The organism is Caulobacter sp. GW821-FHT10A10, from assembly GCF_059415745.1.
Genome location: NZ_JBWKNV010000010.1, coordinates 173,770 through 192,609, shown reverse-complemented (window position 1 = coordinate 192,609; position 18,840 = coordinate 173,770). Strand labels below are relative to the sequence as shown.

Here is an 18,840-nt window from a genome sequence, read left to right as displayed (position 1 = left end):
CTATCCGGGACCCAGGGGCCGGCGCATCGCGGTCGCCCCTGGGTCCCGGCTCTCCGCTTCGCTGCGGCCGGGATGACGAGAGTTTTCAGCGTAAAACCAGAAGGGCGCGGTCCGCCGCGCGAGCCGCATGACCTTGACCCCGAAGCTCACCCTCGCCGCCGCCCTGGCCCTGCTGGCCGCTCCGGCGCTGGCCGCCCCGCTGAACGTTCCGGCGACGGCGACCGCCATCAAGGCCCAGCTGGACCGAGACTACCCGCAGCTCGACGCGCTCTACAAGGACATCCACGCCCATCCGGAGCTCGGCTTCCAGGAGGTCGAGACCGCCAAGAAACTGGCCGCCGAAATGCGCGCGCTCGGCTTCACGGTGACCGAGGGCGTCGGCAAGACCGGCGTGGTCGCCGTGCTCAAGAACGGCGAGGGCCCCAGCGTTCTGGTGCGCACCGAACTCGACGCCCTGCCGATGGAGGAGAAGACCGGCCTGCCCTACGCCAGCCGCGCCAAGACCACCTGGAACGGCGCGGAGGTGTTCGTCGCCCATTCCTGCGGCCACGACGTGCACATGGCCGCCTGGATCGGAACCGCCCGCCAGCTGGTCGCACAGAAGGCCAAGTGGAAGGGCACGCTGGTGTTCGTCGCCCAGCCGTCGGAAGAGACGGTCAGCGGCGCCAAGGCGATGATCAGCGACGGCTTCTTCCAGAAGTTCGGCAAGCCCGACTACGGCTTCGCCCTGCACGTCGGTCCCGGCGCGGCGGGTCAGGTCTATTACAAGGCCGGCGTCCTGACCTCGACCTCCGACGCCCTGGAGCTGACCTTCAACGGCCGCGGAGCCCACGGCTCGATGCCGGCCGCCTCGATCGACCCGGTGATGATGGCCGCCCGCTTCACCGTCGACGTCCAGAGCGTGATCAGCCGCGAGAAGGATCCGGCGGCGTTCGGCGTCGTCACGGTCGGCTCGATCCAGGCCGGCAGCGCCGGCAACATCATCCCCGACAAGGCCAAGGTGCGCGGCACCATCCGCACCCAGGACGACGGCGTGCGCACCAAGATCCTCGACGGCGTGACCCGCACCGCCAAGGCCGTGGCCGAGATGTCGGGCGCCCCGGCGCCGGACCTCCAGCTGATCCCCGGCGGCAAGGCGGTGGTCAACGACGCGGCCCTGACCGAAAAGACCGCCGCCGTCTTCAAGGCCGCCTTCGGCAAGAACGCGGTTCCCGTGCCGTCGCCCGGCTCGGCCAGCGAGGACTATTCGGAGTTCATCATCGCCGGCGTGCCCTCGGTCTACTTCTCGATCGGCGGCTTCGATCCCAAGGCGATGGAAGAGGCCAAGACGGCCGGCAAGCCGCTGCCCGTCAACCACTCGCCCTTCTTCGCGCCGGTTCCGGAGCCGTCGATCCGCACGGGCGTGGAGGCCATGACCCTGGCGGTGATGAACGTGATGGCGAAGTAGGGCGATTTTGCTCGCCCCCTTTTGCGCGTGAAGCCGCGAAGGGGGGCGATGCGGTTCTACTTTTCGTTTTGATCGAACGTGCTGTCGACAACCATGAGCGCGGATTGGCAAAGCTCGGCGTTCATAGGTCTTTTGACCGTGGATACACGGCCATCGACTTCCAGCATGTTTACGCTGAGGTCGCACCCTTTTGCGGCGAGGCCGATGGCCTTCTGTATCATCGGTCTGTGAGCTTCGTCGTCTCGCCAAGGTGAGAAGTGAGCAATGACAATGTCATTTGGCTTCACCACTCTTTGGCCTTCGCCTTCGAAGCTAACATTTGTTCCGACCCACATATCTCCTATCTCGATGGAGCCCGACTTGACGACCAGTGCCTGGTTGCCGGCGTTGGAGATCGTCGCCATGAAGCTCAGCCCATCTGGGCCCGGCGCCATGTAGGTCACGATTGGCTTTGCCTTCTTGGGAAGCAGATGTCCCTTGACCGTAGGGACAGCCACAGTCAAAACGCTTATCAGCGCGATGATCAGAGACAGTGTAGTGCTGCTCAAGTTCAGAAAGCGCTGCCAATCCTGCGGGCTTCCACATTTGACGCATTTTTTGGCCGTGGCCGGTATTTCGCTGGCGCACGCGCAACAGGGCTTCGAAGTGATTTCCGTTTCCAAAGTCTGCCCCCTAACCTCGCCCGGTTGTGCGTAACCTTGGCGCGAATAGCGGCATTGGCCGAGGGTAAAGGCAAGATCAAAAGGATCAGGCGCTCAACTTTCGATGGAAATGCGGCGTTGAGCTGGAAAGGTTAGGCCTTCCGCAGATACCCCTCCAGCACGTCCAGCGAATGCTGCAGCCGCGCCCGCCGCCATTCGGGCGTCGTCATGTCGGTGTCCAGCGTGGCCGACAGCGAATAGCCGTTGGCCAGGTGGAAGCGGCTCATGGCGGCGATGGTGACGTAGATCTGGATCGGGTCGAGGTTGTCGCGGAACAGGCCCTGGGCCTGGCCGCTTTCGATCAGCCGCTCGATGGTGCGGCGCAGGGGGAAGGCCGTCTCGGTGACCTTTCGCGATTGCGCCACGAACCGCCCCTGCAGCAGGTTCTCGTTGCGCAGCAGGCCCTCGAACTTCGGGTTCTTCTCGAAATATTCGAAGGTGAAGCGCTGCAGTTCGAGGAAGCCGGCCATCGGCTTGTCGAAGTCGATCTTCAGCTCGGCCTCGCGGTTGCGCAGGTCCTCGTAGGCGCTTTCCAGCACGGCGACGTAGAGGCCCTTCTTGTCGCCGAAGTAGTGGTAGAGCATGCGGATGTTGCACTTGGCGGCCTTGACGATCCGCTCGATGCGCGCGCCCGCGAACCCGGCTTGAGAGAACTCCTTCAGCGCCGCCGACATGATCGCCTTGCGGGTCCGCTCGGCGTTGCGCTTGCGCGGGACCGGGGCCTCGGGGGCGACCTCGTGATCGGCGTCGGACAAGGGGGCGGTCTCCAGCGTCGCCAAGGGGGAGGGCGTCAGGGCAGTTTGGCCCCGGATTCGATCCAGGCGCCAAGCTTGGCGCGCTCCTCATCGGTCATATGGGTCTCGTTGCCAAGCGGCATGCTCGTGCTGAGCACAGCGCGTTCCTTGATCTTCGGCGCATAGCGGACGATGTGCTCGGGACTGTCGAAGGTCGCGCCGTTGGGCGGGGCCGAGAAGCCGCGATGGGTGGGCGTGGCGCTGTGGCAGGTCACGCAGTGCTTCTGCACGATCGGCTGGGCCTCGAAGAAGCTGACCGGCCCCAGCACGGCGGGGGTCTTGGGCTTCTGGCTGACGATCACGCTGACGGCGAACATCAGCATGGCCCCGTAGAACAGGAAGTCGTGCCGGATGATCCCGTGGTGGCGCAGGTTGAAGAAGTGGCGGATCGAGATCCCCGCCACCCCTATCAGCGCCAGCAGCAGCCAGGCCTTGGGATGGCCGGTGATCGCCGGATAGTGGTTGCTGATCATGATGAACAGGATCGGCAGGGTCATGTAGTTGTTGTGCACCGAGCGCTGCTTGCCCGCCGCGCCCAGGCGTGGGTCGACCGGCCGGCCCGCCAGCATGTCGGCGACGATCTTGCGCTGGTTGGGAATGATCGTGAGAAAGACGTTGGCCGCCATGGCCGTGCCGATGATCGCGCCGACGTGGATGAAGGCCCCGCGGTCGGTGAAGAGGTGCTGCAGGGCGTAGGCCGCGCCGATCAGGGCGCAGAACCAGACGATTCCGAACAGGCGCGGGCGCTCGACCAGCGGCGAGCGGCACAGGCCCTCGTAGACGGCCAGGCCGCCGAAGATGAAGGCCAGGCCCACGCCCACCGCCTGCCAGTGGCTGAAGGCGTGCTTGGTCGGGTCGATCAGATAGACCGGCGCGCCCCAGTAGTAGAGCACGAACAGCAGGGCGAAGCCCGACAGCCAGGTGGTGTAGGCCTCCCACTTGAACCAGTGCAGGTGGCCCGGCATGTGGTCCGGCGCCGTCATGTACTTCTGCGAGTGGTAGAAGCCGCCGCCGTGCACGGCCCACAGCTCGCCCTTCACCCCGTCCTTCGGCGGTTCGGGCGCGCGCAGATTGTTGTCGAGCCAGACGAAGTAGAACGAGGCCCCGATCCAGGCGACGCCCGCGATCACGTGCAGCCAGCGGAGCGCCAGGTTCAGCCAGGCGGCGAGATCGTAGTCCATCTATTGCGTCACGGCGTCTTGGATGCGGAGTTTGGAGATGAGGCCGATCTGGGTGATCGCCTCGGCGATCTCGGCCTCGCGGTCGTTGGAAAGGCGCGCCTGCATGGCCCGCAGGATCGAGCTCTTGTCGTTCAGCCGCACGCAGATGATGAACGGGAAGCCGAAGGCCTTCCCGTAGGCGGCGTTGAGGTCGTGGAAGCGGGCGAACTCTTCGGGCGTCAGCTTGTCGAGCCCGGCGCCGGCCTGCTCGGCCGTGCTCTCGGCGGTCAGGGCCCGGGCGATGGCGGCCTTGCCGGCCAGTTCCGGGTGGGCGCGGATCAGGGCCAGCTTGTCGTCGAGGCTGGCGGCGTTCAGCACGTCCATCATCGCGCCGTGCATGGCCTCGATGCTGGCGAACGGACGGGCGTTCCAAGCGCGCTCGACGACCCACGGCGACAGCTCGAAGGCGAAGCCCAGGGCGGTGACGAAGCCCGTCTGGTTCATGCTGTTGAGCCGGGCCAGGGTGAGGGGCGGGGCGCTCATGCCTTGGCTCCGTAGGGATGGGTCGCGATCCAGTGCCGCGCGATGTCGATCCGCTTGGCCACCCAGACCTTGTCGTGGCTCGTCACGTGTTCGAGGAAGCGGCGCAGGGCCATGATCCGGGCCGGCTTGCCGACGATGCGGCAGTGCAGGCCGATGCTCATCATCTTCGGCGCCGTCTCGCCCTCCAGCCACAGGGCGTCGAAGGCGTCCCGCAGATAGGCGAAGAACTGGTCGCCGCTGTTGAAGCCCTGGGGCGCGGCGAAGCGCATGTCGTTGGTGTCGAGCGTATAGGGCACGATCAGCTGGGCGCGGCCGTGCTGATCGTCCCAGTAGGGCAGGTCGTCGCTGTAGCTGTCGGCGTTGTAGACGAAGCCGCCTTCCTGGGCGACGAGGCGGGCGGTGTTGGGGCTGGTGCGGCCCTGGTACCAGCCCAGCGGGCGCTCGCCGGTCAGCCGCTTGTGCACCTCGATGGCTTTTTCGATGTGCTCGCGTTCGAGGTCTTCGGGGAAGTGCTGGTAGTCGATCCAGCGATAGCCGTGGCTGGCGATCTCCCAGCCCGATTTCAGCATCGCCTCGACCACGTCCGGATGCCGCTCCATGGCCTGGGCGACGCCATAGACGGTCAGCGGCAGACCGAACTCCTCGAACAGGCGCCGGATTCTCCAGAAGCCGGCGCGCGAGCCGTATTCGTAGAGGCTCTCCATCGACATGTGGCGCATGCCCTCGATGGGCTGGGCGCCGACCATCTCGGACAGGAAGTATTCGCTGACGGGGTCGCCATGCAGCACCGAGCGCTCGGCGCCTTCCTCGTAGTTCAGCACGAACTGCACGGCCACGCGGGCGCCGTCCGGCCACTGGGCGTGCGGCGGGTGCTCGCCGTAGCCGACGAGGTCGCGGGGGTAGGGGGTCATTCCATTCCCCCGAAAATTTTCACGTCATCCCGGCCGTAGCGAAGCGAAGAGCCGGGACCCAGGGGCCGCCGCATTGCCACTTGCCCCTGGGTCCCGGATCGGCCTTCGGCCGTCCGGGATGACGAGATTTTTTGTACGGAGATGCTCATCCGAACACCCCCGCCGCCGCATCCACGCCAGCCCCCGCCGGCGCGACGAACCCCTCCCAGCGCAGCACCGCTTCCAGCGCCGCCAGGGTCTGCAGCACCGCGTGCTTGCGGGCGTTCACGCCCATCGTCCCGATCCGCCAGATCTTGCCGGCGAGGGGACCGAAGGCCGCGCCGATCTCGATCTCGAACTCGGTGCGCATGCGGGCCTTCACCCGGTCGTAGTCGACGCCCGCGGGAGCGATCACGCCGGTGACGTTGCTCATCTTGTGGGCTTGGTCGCCATACACGGTAAGGCCCAGGGCCTCGATCCCAGCGGTCATGGCGGCGCCGGCCTGGGCGTGGCGGGCGAAGCGGGCCTCGAGCCCTTCCTCCAGCACGATCCGCGCGCATTCGCGGGCGGCGAACAGCATGCTGGCCGCCTCGGTGTGGTGGTTCAGCCGCTTGTCCGACCAGTAGTCCATGATCATGGCCAGGTCGAAATAGTTGGAGGCGATGCGGCGGCCGTTACCCGCCGAACCCGGCGTCGCCAGGCCCTTCTCGACGTGACGGCGGGAAAAGATGTGGTCGGCGGCCTTGTCGCTGATGGTGATCGGGGCAGAGCCGGACGGGCCGCCCATGCACTTCTGCAGGCCAGCGGTGACGATGTCGGCCTTCCAGGCGTCGGCGGGCGCGCTCATGCCGCCCAGGGTGGCGGTGGCGTCGACATAGAGCAGGGCGCCGTGCCGCTCGCAGATCTCGCCGATCGCCTCGATCGGCTGGGCGATGGTGGTCGAGGTGTCGCCGTGCACGCAGGCCACCAGGCGGGGCTTCACGCGCGCGACCGCGTCCTCGACCGCCTGCGGGTCGACGACCTTGCCCCACTCGCCCTCGACGAAGGTGACACGGGCGTCGCAGCGCTCGGCGATCTCGGCCAGCAGCAGGCCAAAACGCCCGGCGTTGACCACCACGATGTCGTCGCCGGGAACGAGCGTCGAGACCAGCGCCGCCTCGATCCCGGCCCGCGAGGTGCCGTCGATCAGGAAGGTCCAGCGGTTCGTGGTCTGGAAGACGCCGCGATAGAGCGCCATCGTCTCGTTCATGTAGCCGGTGAACTCGGGATCGAACTGGCCCAGCAGCTGCACCGACATCGCCCGCAGCACGCGCGGGTGCACGTTGATCGGGCCAGGCCCCATCAACAGGCGGGCGGGGTGGTCTAGCTCTTTGAAGGTGTTCATACGCCTATCCATCAGGTCGTCATCCCGGACGCCCCGCAGGGGCGATCCGGGACCCAGGGGCGGTGCGCATGGCCCCTGGGTCCCGGCTCTCCGCGCTGGCGCGCTCCGGCCGGGATGACGATGTAAATTCAGCGGAAAGTCGCTCCACGAACCCGACCATCGCCCGCGCCGCGAGGGCGCAGTCGGCGTCGGTGACGGCTTCGGCGGGGTTGTGGCTGATCCCGCCCTCGCAGCGGATGAACAGCATGGCGGTGGGGCAGAGGTCGGCGATGACCATGGCGTCGTGGCCGGCACCGCTGGGCAGGCGGCGAGCCGGTCCGCCAAGCTCGGCCACGGCGGCCGACAGCAGGTCGGTCAGGCCCGCGTCGCAGGGGCTCTCGGCCAGGGCCTGCATCAGGGTGACTGAAACCGTCAGGCCGCGCCGGGCGGCGATGGCCTCGATCTCGGCGCTCACAGCCTCGACGGCGGCGTCGCGCGTGGCCGAGGTCTCGGCGCGGATATCCATCGAGAACTCGACCGCGCCGGGAATGACGTTGAAGGCGCCGGGCAGGGCGGTCATGCGGCCGACCGTGCCGACGAGGCCGTCGGTTCCCGCCAGCGGACCTTCGCGGCAGATGCGCTCCAGGGCCAGCACGGCCTCGGCTGCGGCGGGGCCGGGATCCTTGCGCAGGCCCATCGGCGTTGTGCCGGCATGGCCCGCTTGCCCCTTGAAGCGGACCATCAGCCGCTTCTGGGCGGCGATGGCGCTGACCACGCCAAGCGCCAAGCCCTCGGCCTCCAGCACCGGCCCCTGCTCGATATGGGCTTCGAGGAAGGCGAACACCTCGCCGGGCGCGCGAGCGGCCTCGATCAGGCGCGTCGGGTCCAGGCCGAAGGCGGCGAAGGCCTCGGCAAGGCTCGTGCCTTCCGCGTCGGTCATCTCCATGACCTTGGGATCGACCGTGCCGGCCACGGCCCGGCTGCACGCCATCGACGCCGGAAAGCGCGAGCCTTCCTCGTCGCCGAACGCGATGGCCTCGATGGCGAAGGGCAGGCGGCGGCCCTGGCGGTGGAAGGCTTCGACCACGTCGATCGCCAGCATCACGCCCAGGGCGCCGTCATAGCGCCCGCCGTTGCGCACGCTGTCGATGTGTGAGCCGATCAGCAGGGCGGGCGCGTTCGGCGCGTCGCCCTCGTAGCGGCCGACCAGGTTGCCGGCGGCGTCGAGGCGCGCGGCCATGCCGGCCTCTTCCATCCAGAACTTCAGGGTGTCGAGCGCGGCCTTGTGGGCTCTGGTCAGGAACCGCCGCACCAGCATGTCGTCAGCCTCGCTGAAAGGCGCCGCGCCCATCAGGTCGCAGCGGGCCTTGGCCCTGACGCCGATCTCGAATTCCCGCGTCACCACGCTCCCCGCATTTCGTCGCCCCATCGGTAACAGGCTGCGCCCGCCCGTTCCCCTGGGCAAGCGGCTCGACGGCCAAGTTGCTGCCGATTGCCCGTGCAAGCGCCAGCCTACGGGGCGGGCGCCTGTTCGTAAGTCATAAATCACTTACTTGAAGCTTGTCTTCCTCCCTTCCCCCTTTGATGGGGGAAGGGTCGGGGATGGGGGTGACAGCGTTTCAGATGTGGGCGCGAGCCGGACCGCCGCAGCCACCCCCACCCCTGACCCCTCCCCCATCAAGGGGGAGGGGAACATGGCCTAGCCCTCCGTCGCCAGCGCTAGCCGCCTCTTCGGGAACGCCTCGGGCAGTTCGTCGCGCAGGAAGGCCATCATCTTTTCGCGGACCTCGCAGCGCAGGTCGAAGGTCACCGGGGCGTTGCGGGCGCTGACCAGGCAGCGGACTTCCATGACCTCGGGCGTGATGTCGGTGACCTGCAGGTTCACGACCTTGCCGTCCCACAGCTTCGAGGCCCGGGCGATCTCTTCCAGCTTGGCGCGCAGGCGGTCGACGGGGGCGGCGGGATCGACATAGAGCATGGCCGTGCCGATCAGGGCGGCGTTCTCGCGGGTCCAGTTCTGGAACGGGGTCTGGATGAAGTAGCTGAGCGGCAGCACCATCCGCCGCCAGTCCCACAGGCGGACGACCACATAGGTGGCGTTGATCTCTTCGATATTGCCCCACTCCTTCTCGACGATGACGGCGTCGTCGATGCGGATCGGCTGGGTGACGGCGATCTGGATGCCGGCGATCAGGTTGGTCAGCAGGGGCTGCAAGGCCAGGCCGACGATCACCGAGGCCGCGCCGCCGGCGGCCAGCAGGCTGACCCCCCACTGGCGCACGCCGGGGATGGTCATCAAGGCAAGGGCCAGGGTGAAGATGCCGACCAGTATGGCCATCGCCCGCCGCAGGATGCGGATCTGGGTGATGTGCTTGCGGGCCAGCAGGTTGTCTTCGACATCGACCTTGAAGCCTCGCAGGTAGAGGGCCGCGCCGATGTCGAGCGCGGTCATGGCCATCCAGCCCAGCAGCAGGATGAACAGCACCAGCAGCACGTGCTTGGCGGTTTCCGCCTGGGCCGCGTCGAGCGGGGCGACCGAGGCCGCCGCGCCCAGGGCGGCGACTACGAAGGCCATGCGCGTGGGCCTGCGGGTGCGGGCGATCAGGGCCTGCCAGAAGGCGTCGCGCTTCGACAGCGAGTGGCGCACCATCCGCACCGCCACGGCGTGGACGCTCCAGGCCAGCACGACGGCCAGGGCGATCAGCACGAGGCTGACGATCCAGGGCGGCGCCCAGGCGATCAGCCACACGGAGTCGTTCAGCCAGTCAGGCAGCCGGTCTGCGATGGTGCTCATGACCGGGGCCAACGCGTGCGGCGCGAAGAGGCTCCCGCGCTGAAGCCTTGCAGGCTGTGGATTTAGCCGGATCGATGTCTCGCGCCTCGGCCATGTTCACCGAGCGTCCCCGCGAAGGCGGGGATCCAAGCTGGCGTGCAGAATGGGGCGCGGCAGTGGGTTATCTCGGACTCGGCTTGGATCCCCGCCTTCGCGGGGATGCTCGGATTAGAGGGCGAACAGGGAAGGCGAGGGGCAGGCGCCCGACCCGCCTTACCCCTTCAGGAACTTGCCCGCCGCGCGCACCGAGCCGGTGGCGACGCCGGTGGGCGAGCCGCCGATCGGCTCGTCGGTGACGGCCAGCAGGGCGGTGTAGGCGCCTTGGCCGCGCAGGCCTTCGGGCATCGGGATGCGCTTGGGCGCGTCCGTCGGGATCACGCCCAGCGAGATCGCCTTCTGGCCCTCGGGGATGATCCACAGTTCGGCGTCGCGACCTTGCGGCATCTTCATGCCCATCGGCGTCAGCATCACCTGGTCCATGGCGTGGTCTAGGGTGGCGACCATCATCGGCCTGTTGCTGGTCGGATCGGCGATCAGCGCCACCTCGGCCGCTTGCGGCTTGGCCGGGGTCGGCGCGACGATCGGCGGCGCGGCCGGGCGCGGCAGGACGGCGACGACGACGCTGGCGGCCGCCAGGGCCAGGGCGCCGGCGGCCACGCCGCGCCACAGGCTCACGCTGTTCCAGGCCGACGGCTTCAGCGGTTCGACGATCAGGTTCTGGATGCGGGGCCACAGGCCTTCGGAGGGCTGCACCGAAGGCGTGTCGGCGGCCAGCACCGTCAGGCGCTCCTCCCACCAGGCCACCGAGCGGGCGAAGGCCGGTTCGGCGGCGATGCGGGCCTTGGCCTGCGCGCGCTCGTCAGCGTCCAGCACGCCCAGCACATATTCGCCGGCCAGGGGCCGTTCTTCGCCTTCCGGCGGGATGTCGGTCGCGTCGGTCATGCTTCGAGACAGGCCCGCAGGCTGATCAGGCTGCGCCGGATCCAGCTTTTCATCGTGCCCAGCGGCACGCCCACCGCCTGGGCCAGGGCGTCATAGGTCAGGCCCTCGAAGAAGGCCTTGCGCACGGCGCCGGAATGCTTGGGATCGAGCTGGTCCAGGCACCCGTCGAGGCGTTGGCGGTCCTCGTCGGCCTCGACCCGGGCCGAGGCCAGCGGCGCGGCGTCGGGCAGGGCCTCGGCCTCCTCGACGCCGGTCATCACCCGGGTTCCGCGGGCGCGCAGCTTGTCGATGGCGCGGTTGCGGGCCAGGCTGACCAGCCAGGTGATGGGGCTGGCCTTTTCCGGATCGAACCGGTCGGCCTTGTTCCACACCGTCAGATACACGTCCTGCAACACGTCTTCGGACTCCTCGCGATCGTTCAAGATACGGAGGACGACGCCCAGCAGTTTCGCCGAGGTGTGCCGATAGACGTATTTGAGGGCGTCATGGTCGCGGTTGGCGACACGCGCGAGGGCTCGCGAAAGCAAGGCGCGGCTTGAGTCTGCGTCCAACCGAGGGTCCCCTGGCGCCTGAATCTGCGACGGACGGTCGCACGGGTCCGCGAGGCTGGCAACGGCTAGCGCCCGCCAAGCCGACTGGCGACGAAATAGCCCGCCGAGGCCGCCGCGGTGGTGACGAACGTCCCCCAGGCCATGTCGGCCAGGGTGATCATGGTCGACCAGGTCTTCAGCGTCGCCTGGTTGGTCAGGTCGTAGGTGGCGTAGGCGGCCAGGCCGAACAGGGCGGCGCTGGTCAGCAGCCGCGACCAGCCGCCGTCGGGCCGCAGGGCGGGCGCGATGGCCAGGCCGAGCACGGCGGCGATGTAGATCAGGTAGAAGGCGAGCGCGGCGACGAGGTTGGGCTTGTCGGCCATCAGGGCGCCGATGTGCGGGCGATAGAGGCGCTCGGCCGTCTGGGTCAGCCAGACGGCGTCCATGGCCAGAAAGACGACGGCGGTCGTCAGGTAGCCGGCGGCGTAGCGAAGCATGGCGTTTCCTCGGATTGGGGATCAGGCGACCGGTCGCAGGCGATAGTGGCTGACGCCCCAGTCGCGGCCGCCGCGATGGCCGAACAGGCCGACTGTCGCCAGGAAGAACAGCCGCCAGCGCCGCCGCCAGACGGCGGCGCGGTCGCCATAGACCTCGACCAGGATCGGATCGATCGTCGCCCGGGCGGCGTCGAACCGCTCCAGCCACTGCCGGGCGGTGCGGGCGTAGTGCTCGCCGCTCCAGCGCCAGTCCATGGCCACCTCGAACAGATCGGGGAACTGCCCCGCCAGGTCGTGGCTGGGCATGACGCCGCCGCTGAAAAAGTAGCGGGCGATCCAGTCGTCCGGGTCGTCGGTCTCGAAGCGATAGGGCGTCGCGACGTGGGTGAAGACGTGCAGGAACAGCAGGCCGTCGGGCGCGAGCCAGGTCCGCACCCTCGTCAGCAGCGCCCGCCAGTTGCTCATGTGCTCGAACATCTCGACCGAAACCACGCGGTCGAACCGCCGCCCGGCCTCGAAGGCGTTCATGTCGGCGGTGACGACAGTCAGGTTCGACAGGCCCCGGGTGGCGGCGCGCTGGTCGATGAAGGCCTTCTGCGAGGCCGAGTTCGACACCGCCGTGATCGTGGAGTTTGGAAAGCGCTCGGCCATCCACAGCGACAGCGAGCCCCAGCCGCAGCCCAACTCCAGCACCGACTGGCCGTCGCGCAGGTCGGCGTGGATCTCGGTCTCGCGCAGGGCGGCGACCTCGCCCTCGGCCAGTTCGCGGGCGCCGGGCGGGTAGAAGCCGCTGGAATATTTCAGGTGCGGGCCCAGCACGGCCTCGAAGAAGGCGGCCGGCAATTCGTAGTGCTGGGCGTTGGCGTCTTCCACATGGGTGGCGATCGGGCGGTCGGCCATGGCCTCGGCGAAGCGCTGGCCGGCGTCGGGCTCAGCGCCCTCCAGCGAGCGCCGGGCGCCGGCCACCAGCCGCTCGATCGCCAGCCGCGCGACGAAATCGGGAACCGGCGCGTCCTGGGCCAGGCGCACCAGGGCCGAGACCAGGCCGCCGCCGGCCCGCCCGCGCTCTGCTTCGGCGTCAGGCGCGGCCAGGACGGGTTCGCTCGTCGTCGCGTCGGTCATGGGATCTCCGTCCGATCGGCCGCCGCCGGCGACCTTCGGTCGGAGCTACGGCGGCGATCGATGTTCGGATGCATGCGTCCGGGATCGCCCTTGCTCCGTAGCTGCAAGCACAGCCTTGTCATGGAGCCCCGATGTCCAGTTCGTCCTCTCGCCAGCACATCGCCGTCGTCGGCTCGGGGATCTCGGGCCTGTCGGCGGCCTGGCTGCTCTCGAAGCGCCACGAGGTGACCCTGTACGAGGCCGACGACCGGCTGGGCGGGCACGCCAACACCGTCCGGGTGGGCGAGGCGGCGGTGGACACCGGCTTCATCGTCTACAACGAGCCGAACTACCCCAACCTGACCGCCCTGTTCGCCCACCTGGGCGTCGAGACCGTGGACAGCGACATGTCGTTCGGGGTGTCGCTCGACGACGGGGCGCTGGAATATTCGTCCACCAGGCTGCTGGCCCAGAAGCGCAACCTGGTGAACCCGCGCTTCCTGCGCATGCTGCTCGACGTGGTGCGCTTCTATCGGGCCGGAACGCGCGACGCCCGCAGCCTGCGCGACGACGGCTTTTGCAGCCTTGTCGACTATCTCGACGCGCAAGGGTTCGGGCGGGCGTTCCAGGAGGACCACCTGCTGCCGCAGGCCGCCGCGATCTGGTCGACCTCGCTGGCCGACATCCGCGAGTTCCCGGCCGGGGCCTTCCTGCGCTTCTTCGACAATCACGGCCTGATGCTGCCGATCGACAAGCGGCCGATCTGGCGCACGGTGGCCGGCGGCAGCGCGCGCTACGTCGCCGCCATCGCGGCCGACACCGACGGCGAGATCCTGCTGTCGCGTCCGGTGCGGCGGATCGACCGCCAGCCCGACCACGTGACCATCGAGGACGCTTCGGGCGAGGTCCGGCGCTTCGACCAGGTGGTCATCGCCGCCCATGCCGACCAGGCCCTGGCCATGCTGGCCAAACCGACCTCGCAGGAGGCGGCCCTGCTGGGCGCCTTCCGCTACAGCCGCAACCGCGCGGTGCTGCACCGCGACGCCGCCCTGATGCCGCGCCGCACCTCGGCCTGGGCCAGCTGGAACCATGTCGGTCATCGCAAGGCGAAGGAGGGCGGCGTGAAAGGGGAGGGCGGCGTCACCTACTGGATGAACCGCCTCCAGCCGCTGCCGGGTCAGGATCCCTTTTTCCTGTCGCTCAATCCCGACCGCGCGCCGGGTCAGGTGCTGCACGACCAGATCTATGAGCACCCGCTGTTCGACGGCCCGGCCATGGCGGCGCAGGCGAGCCTGTGGTCGCTGCAGGGCGCGCGGCGGACCTGGTTCGCGGGGGCCTATTTCGGCTCGGGATTCCACGAGGACGGCCTTCAAGCCGGTTTGGCTGTGGCCGAGCAGCTGGGCGGGGTGCGCCGGCCCTGGACCGTCGCCGATCCGTCCGGCCGCATCGTTCTGGGCAAGGCGACGCCGGCGCAGCCGGAGTTGGCCGCATGACCTTGCGCTCGGCCCTCTATTCCGGCCTCGTCCTCCACGACCGCGCCCGGCCGCGCCGGCACCGGCTGAGCTATCGGATCTTCATGCTGCTGCTCGATCTCGACGAGCTCGACGCGGCCGGGGCGCGCCTGCGCCTCTTCTCGCACAACGCCCTGAACCTGTTCAGCTATCACGACCGCGACCACGCCGAGCGCCGCCGCGCGCCGGTCAAGCCGCAGATCGAGGCGCTGCTGGCTAGGCACGGCCTGCACCATCCCGGCGGCCGCATCGCCGCCCTGTGCATGCCCCGGGTGCTGGGCCACGGCTTCAACCCGCTGACGGTCTATTTCCACCACGACGCCGACGAGCGGCTGGCGGCGGTGGTCTATGCGGTCAGCAACACCTTCGGCGAGCGCAGCGACTACGTGCTGCCCGCGAGCGCCCGCGAGGACGGGCTGGTGGTGCAGGGCTGCGACAAGACTTTCTACGTCTCGCCCTTCATGCCGATGGACCTGCGCTACGCCTTCACCCTGGCGCCGCCGCGCGAGGCGGTGCGGGTGGGGATCGACGTCCATGACGACCAGGGTCGGGTGCTGGCGGCCAGCTTCACCGGCCGGCGCGAGCCGCTGAGCGACCGGGCGCTGCTGCGGGCCATGCTGGGCCATCCCTGGCAGGTGGTCGGCGTGCTGGCGGCCATCCACTGGGAGGCGTTGCGTATCCTGCTCAAGGGCTTTCGCTTCTTTCCCAATCCGGGCGGGACCGGCGTGGACAAGAAAAGGGCGGCGCGGGATGAACCCGCGCCGCCCAGGGTCGCACTTTCGGGGAAGAAGAGCGCTTAGAAGACGTACCGGAAGCCCATGAAGAACTGGCGGCCCGGCGCGGCGTACTGAGTGACCACCGGATCGTCGGCGTAGCCGAAGCGGTTGCTGGTCTCGTTGGTCAGGTTCAGGGCCTCCAGGCTCAGCGACATGCTCTTGCTGAACTTGTAGCTGAACGAGGCGTCGACGTTGGTGGTCGCCTCGCTGCCCAGGAAGTCGTTGACCAGCGGGGAGTCGCAGTAGCCGGGGTTACAGCTGCCCGAGGCGATCGGGTACTGCGTGTAGTACTTGGCGCGATAGGCGGTGGAGACGCGCGCCGACCACTTGTCGGTCTCGTAGTAGACCGTGACGTTGAACGAGTCCGGCGAGGCCCCGGTGAACGGACCCGGCGCCACCACCTGCGGCCGGCCGGCGGTGGTCACCACGCCCGAGGCGTTGCGGATCTCCAGCGCGCCCGGATCGATGATGTACTGCAGCTCGGATTCCAGGTGGGTGTAGTTGGCCTGGACGCCCAGCTTGTCGAGGAACCACGGCAGGAAGGTCAGGTTCTGCTGGTAGCCGATCTCGAAGCCGCGGATGTAGCCGCCCGGGGCGTCGCGATACTGGCGCACGTCGAAGGTCTGGGTGTTGATGTAGGCGATCTGGGCGTCCTTCTGCACCTGGGTGCCGGTGCCCGCGTTGACGCCGGCGATCAGGTCGGCGATCGCCTGGGCCGGCAGCACGTCGGCCAGGGTCGAGGAGCTGACGACGGTCTGCGGGAAGCTGCGGACGTCCTTGTCGAAGACCGCGATCGAGATCAGCGAGCCCTGGCCGAAGTACCATTCGAAGCTGAGGTCGAGATTGATGGCGCGGAACGGCGCGAGCTCGGGGTTGCCGACCGTCATCGTGCCGCCGGTCGTGGCGCCCGAGCTGTTCGGAGCGCTGAAGGCGGTGATGCTGGGCGCCAGGTTGGCCAGCAGCGGACGGGCCATGACCTTGGCCGCGCCGAAGCGCAGCAGCATGTTGTCGGCGATCTCGTAGGCGGCGTTCAGCGACGGCAGGACGTCGGAGTACTTGTTGTCGCCGTAGATCGGCCGGTTGAGGTTGGTGTAGCCGTACGAGTTCACCTCGGTCAGGGCGTAGCGGGTGCCGACGTTGCCACGCAGTTCGCGGTCGAAGACCAGGGTGCGGTAGTCGAACTGCACATAGGCGCCGGTGTCGGTCTCATCCACGCCGTAGGTGTTGGCCGGGTTCGACAGGGTCGAGGTTCGCCAGTCGCCCCACTTGTTGATGCACTCGCAGTTGAAGTCGAACAGCTGCGTGAACTTGTCGAGGTCGGGCGCGAGGAAGGCGGTGGTGGTGCCGGCCGGCACGTCCAGCCCGTGGCCCCAGTTGATCAGGCGGCTGGTGGCCGCCACCGAGCTGCCGGCTTCCTTGAACGACGGGTTCAGGGTCTCGCCCGCCGAGCCGCCGGCGCGGCCGGTGCGCGAGGTGAAGAAGCCGTACTTGCGCTGGGTGGCGCCGAACTTGATCGTCAGGTTGTCGTCGGCGTCGTAGGTGAAGTCGAAGCGCGTGCCGTTGTAGCGGTTGTCGGTCAGCGAGCGGTAGATCCGCAGCGACGAATAGCCCTTCACGAAGTCCCAGTTGGCCGGGTTCGTGGCGTCGAAGCCGAAGTTGACCAGCGGCATCGAGCCGCCGACCCGCTCGTCATAGACGAAGTAGTCGTTGCCGGCGGTGCCGTTGCCCGAGTCGAGCTTGAGGTAGTCGGCCAGCAGGCCGGTGCCCTTGTTGTACGAGCGCGACTTGCCCCACAGCGCGGTCATCCGGAACTTGTCGGTGAACTCGTGCTCCAGGGTCAGCGAGCCCTGCTGGAAGAAGGTGGTGTAGTACTGCTGGTCGGCGGCCGAGCGCATGTCGACGCTGCCCAGCTTCAGGTAGCTGGCGTTGGCGCCGGTCTCGCTGAGGGCGGCGTCGATCAGCTTGACGCTGGGACGGCCGATGAACAGGTCGCGCATGGCCAAGCCGTCGGCGCTGGCGATGTAACCCGGCGACAGCGGGTTGTTGTAATACTCGTACGGGTCGCGGTTGTTGGGGTTGTAGCTGTAGGTGTAGCCCGTCAGCGGCGTCGTGCCGTTCAGCGACTGGCCGCAGTCCAGCGGCTGCGACACCAGGGTGCCGTTGCTGCCGTCGCTGCCGGCGTTGAAGTTACAGCCGTTGTAGAGGCCGCGCTTGGTGGCGACCGCGGTGGACGCCCCGGCCGTGTTGTAGTTGGCCGTGGTGTTGTTGCGGTTCAGGCCGACGGCGCTGATCTGGTAGTTGGTCGAGCTGTTGTAGAACCGCGAATAGACCCCGTCGAAGGTGATCTTGGTGCGGTCGGTCGGCTGCCATTGCAGGGCGCCGGTGATGCCCAGGCGTTCCTGCTCCAGCTCCTGCTGGTTGATGGTCGGCAGGGCCGGGATGCGGACCAGCGAGCCAGGAGCGGTCGTGGTGGTCACGCCGCCAGCGCGGGTCAGCTGGGCGCCGATCGGGTTGTTGATCAGGGCGTAGGCCGTCGGGTCCGAACCGCGCAGGGCGTTGCAGAGCGCGACGTTGGTGACGTTGACGCCGGGCACGACGCCGTTGTTGCAAGCGGTGCCGGTCGGGGCCGCGAAGCCCTGGCGCTGCAGGATCGAGGTGCCGTTGGTGGTCAGGGCGGTGCCGGCGAAGGTGGCGCCGCGATAGGTGTAGTCCGACTGGCCGGCCTGGCGGCCGTAGCTGTCGATGGTGCTGTCGCGCTCGTTGTAGGCCACCGAGAACAGGGCGCCGAACTGGCCCCAGTTGGTGTCCCAGCGATCCGAGACCAGGCCCGCGAAGCGCGGATTGTGGTGCTTGCCGGATTCGTAATAGGCGTCCTGCAGCGACAGGGCGAGGCGGCGGCCCTTGAAGTCGAGCGGACGGCCCGTCTGCAGGTCGACCGTGGCGCCCAGCGAGCCTTCGTCGGTCTCGGCCGAGGCGGTCTTCTGCACTTTCAGCGAGTTGAACAGCTCCGAGGCGAAGACGCTGAAGTCGAAGCCGCGGGTGCGGTTGCCGCTGGTGCCCGAGTCGTTCGAGCCGGCGGTCGACAGGGCCTCCAGGCCGTTCAGGCGCACGCGGGTGAAGTCGGGGCCCAAGCCGCGGACGGTGATGGTGCGGCCTTCGCCGTTGTCGCGGTCGATCGACACGCCCGGCAGGCGTTGCAGCGACTCGGCCAGGTTGGCGTCGGGGAAGTCGGCGATGTCCTCGGCGTTGATCGCATCGACCATCACGTTGGAGTTGCGCTTGACGCTGAGGGCGCTCTGCAGGGCGGCGCGGTAGCCGGTGACGACCACTTCCTCGACCGCGGTCTCTTCGGCCTGGGCCGGCGCCGGGGCTGTTTGAGCGAAGGCGGCGCCGGTGATCAGCAGGCTGCCGGCGATGGTCAGAGCGCCGAGCGACGCGCGGTCGCACAGCACGCGGGCGCGGCTCCGCCGCGAAGTGACTTGCAACATATTCCCTCCCAGTTCTTCCCGACGGGCTAGGCTCATTGAGCGGCCTGACCCGTGACACGTTTCTTGTTGGTAACGCTAACCGCTACCGGTGTCATTAAAATAGCTACCGGTGTCATTAAGGCGAAACATGACGTCGGGATCAAATCGAAATCGATCCGCCGATGTCGAAGACGGCAAATATGCGGCCAGGCGTAGCTTCTGGGCAACAAACCGATGGTTTGCGAACTGGGGCGAAATGTCGCGTCGAGGCCTTTGTCCGCCGTA

Annotated in this window: 15 protein-coding genes and 2 pseudogenes; 3 read left to right on the top strand and 14 right to left on the bottom strand. The window is 68.2% G+C overall.

The features are described from left to right. Positions 1-3: 3 nt before the first annotated feature. Positions 4-129, bottom strand: a pseudogene (locus AC07NS_RS23900) (hypothetical protein); the annotation flags it as partial. On the opposite strand from AC07NS_RS23900, the gene AC07NS_RS23895 reads away from it, so the two are divergent. Next, positions 128-1,447, top strand: a complete 1,320-nt coding sequence (locus tag AC07NS_RS23895; RefSeq protein WP_494607340.1) for an amidohydrolase — start codon at positions 128-130, stop codon at positions 1,445-1,447. The pseudogene AC07NS_RS23900 and the gene AC07NS_RS23895 overlap by 2 nt on opposite strands. A 56-nt stretch (positions 1,448-1,503) precedes the next feature. Here the strand turns inward: AC07NS_RS23895 and AC07NS_RS23890 are convergent, their stop codons facing one another. The 12 genes and pseudogenes from AC07NS_RS23890 to AC07NS_RS23835 all read right to left on the bottom strand — a co-directional run bounded on the left by AC07NS_RS23890 (position 1,504) and on the right by AC07NS_RS23835 (position 12,822). Beyond that, positions 1,504-2,109 (bottom strand): hypothetical protein, encoded by a 606-nt coding sequence (locus tag AC07NS_RS23890; RefSeq protein ID WP_494607338.1) that lies wholly within the window; start codon positions 2,107-2,109, stop codon positions 1,504-1,506. Between the two features lie 131 nt (positions 2,110-2,240). Then, positions 2,241-2,903, bottom strand: a complete 663-nt coding sequence (locus AC07NS_RS23885) for a TetR/AcrR family transcriptional regulator (RefSeq protein WP_494607336.1) — start codon at positions 2,901-2,903, stop codon at positions 2,241-2,243. 35 nt (positions 2,904-2,938) lie between these two features. Further along, entirely contained in the window at positions 2,939-4,123 is a 1,185-nt protein-coding gene (locus tag AC07NS_RS23880) for a urate hydroxylase PuuD (protein ID WP_494607334.1), read from the bottom strand. After that, complete coding sequence (gene uraD, locus AC07NS_RS23875; RefSeq protein ID WP_494607332.1) at positions 4,124-4,645, bottom strand: 2-oxo-4-hydroxy-4-carboxy-5-ureidoimidazoline decarboxylase; 522 nt, start codon at positions 4,643-4,645, stop codon at positions 4,124-4,126. Continuing rightward, positions 4,642-5,556 (bottom strand): allantoinase PuuE, encoded by a 915-nt coding sequence (gene puuE / locus AC07NS_RS23870; protein WP_494607330.1) that lies wholly within the window; start codon positions 5,554-5,556, stop codon positions 4,642-4,644. The genes uraD and puuE overlap by 4 nt, the downstream gene beginning before the upstream one ends. A gap of 145 nt (positions 5,557-5,701) precedes the next feature. Then, positions 5,702-6,931 (bottom strand): pyridoxal-phosphate-dependent aminotransferase family protein, encoded by a 1,230-nt coding sequence (locus AC07NS_RS23865; RefSeq protein WP_494607328.1) that lies wholly within the window; start codon positions 6,929-6,931, stop codon positions 5,702-5,704. 79 nt (positions 6,932-7,010) lie between these two features. After that, a pseudogene (locus AC07NS_RS23860) lies at positions 7,011-8,249 on the bottom strand (allantoate amidohydrolase); the annotation flags it as partial. A 348-nt stretch (positions 8,250-8,597) separates the two neighbouring features. Beyond that, positions 8,598-9,692, bottom strand: coding sequence for a mechanosensitive ion channel family protein (locus AC07NS_RS23855; RefSeq protein WP_494607326.1), 1,095 nt, complete (start codon positions 9,690-9,692; stop codon positions 8,598-8,600). A 252-nt stretch (positions 9,693-9,944) separates the two neighbouring features. Beyond that, positions 9,945-10,673 carry an anti-sigma factor gene (locus AC07NS_RS23850; protein ID WP_494607324.1) on the bottom strand — a complete coding sequence of 243 codons (729 nt, stop codon included), beginning with the start codon at positions 10,671-10,673 and terminating at the stop codon, positions 9,945-9,947. Further along, a complete protein-coding gene (locus AC07NS_RS23845) occupies positions 10,670-11,200 on the bottom strand; it encodes a sigma-70 family RNA polymerase sigma factor (RefSeq protein ID WP_487291846.1) in 531 nt (176 codons plus the stop codon). Before AC07NS_RS23845 ends, AC07NS_RS23850 begins: the two co-directional genes overlap by 4 nt. 89 nt (positions 11,201-11,289) lie before the next feature. Next, positions 11,290-11,700 (bottom strand): DUF2177 family protein, encoded by a 411-nt coding sequence (locus tag AC07NS_RS23840; RefSeq protein ID WP_494607322.1) that lies wholly within the window; start codon positions 11,698-11,700, stop codon positions 11,290-11,292. 21 nt (positions 11,701-11,721) lie between these two features. Beyond that, a complete protein-coding gene (locus AC07NS_RS23835) occupies positions 11,722-12,822 on the bottom strand; it encodes an SAM-dependent methyltransferase (protein WP_494607320.1) in 1,101 nt (366 codons plus the stop codon). A 131-nt stretch (positions 12,823-12,953) separates the two neighbouring features. On the opposite strand from AC07NS_RS23835, the gene AC07NS_RS23830 reads away from it, so the two are divergent. Together AC07NS_RS23830 and AC07NS_RS23825 are read left to right on the top strand one after the other, a co-directional pair. After that, the gene (locus AC07NS_RS23830; protein WP_494607319.1) at positions 12,954-14,294 is read left to right on the top strand and encodes an NAD(P)/FAD-dependent oxidoreductase; all 1,341 of its coding nucleotides are present in this window, start codon (positions 12,954-12,956) and stop codon (positions 14,292-14,294) included. After that, on the top strand, positions 14,291-15,112 hold the full coding sequence (locus AC07NS_RS23825; RefSeq protein WP_494607317.1) for a DUF1365 domain-containing protein: 822 nt from the start codon (positions 14,291-14,293) through the stop codon (positions 15,110-15,112). Before AC07NS_RS23830 ends, AC07NS_RS23825 begins: the two co-directional genes overlap by 4 nt. Here AC07NS_RS23825 and AC07NS_RS23820 read toward each other — a convergent pair. Next, complete coding sequence (locus tag AC07NS_RS23820; RefSeq protein ID WP_494607315.1) at positions 15,109-18,576, bottom strand: TonB-dependent receptor; 3,468 nt, start codon at positions 18,574-18,576, stop codon at positions 15,109-15,111. The genes AC07NS_RS23825 and AC07NS_RS23820 overlap by 4 nt on opposite strands. Between the last annotated feature and the right edge of the window lie 264 nt (positions 18,577-18,840).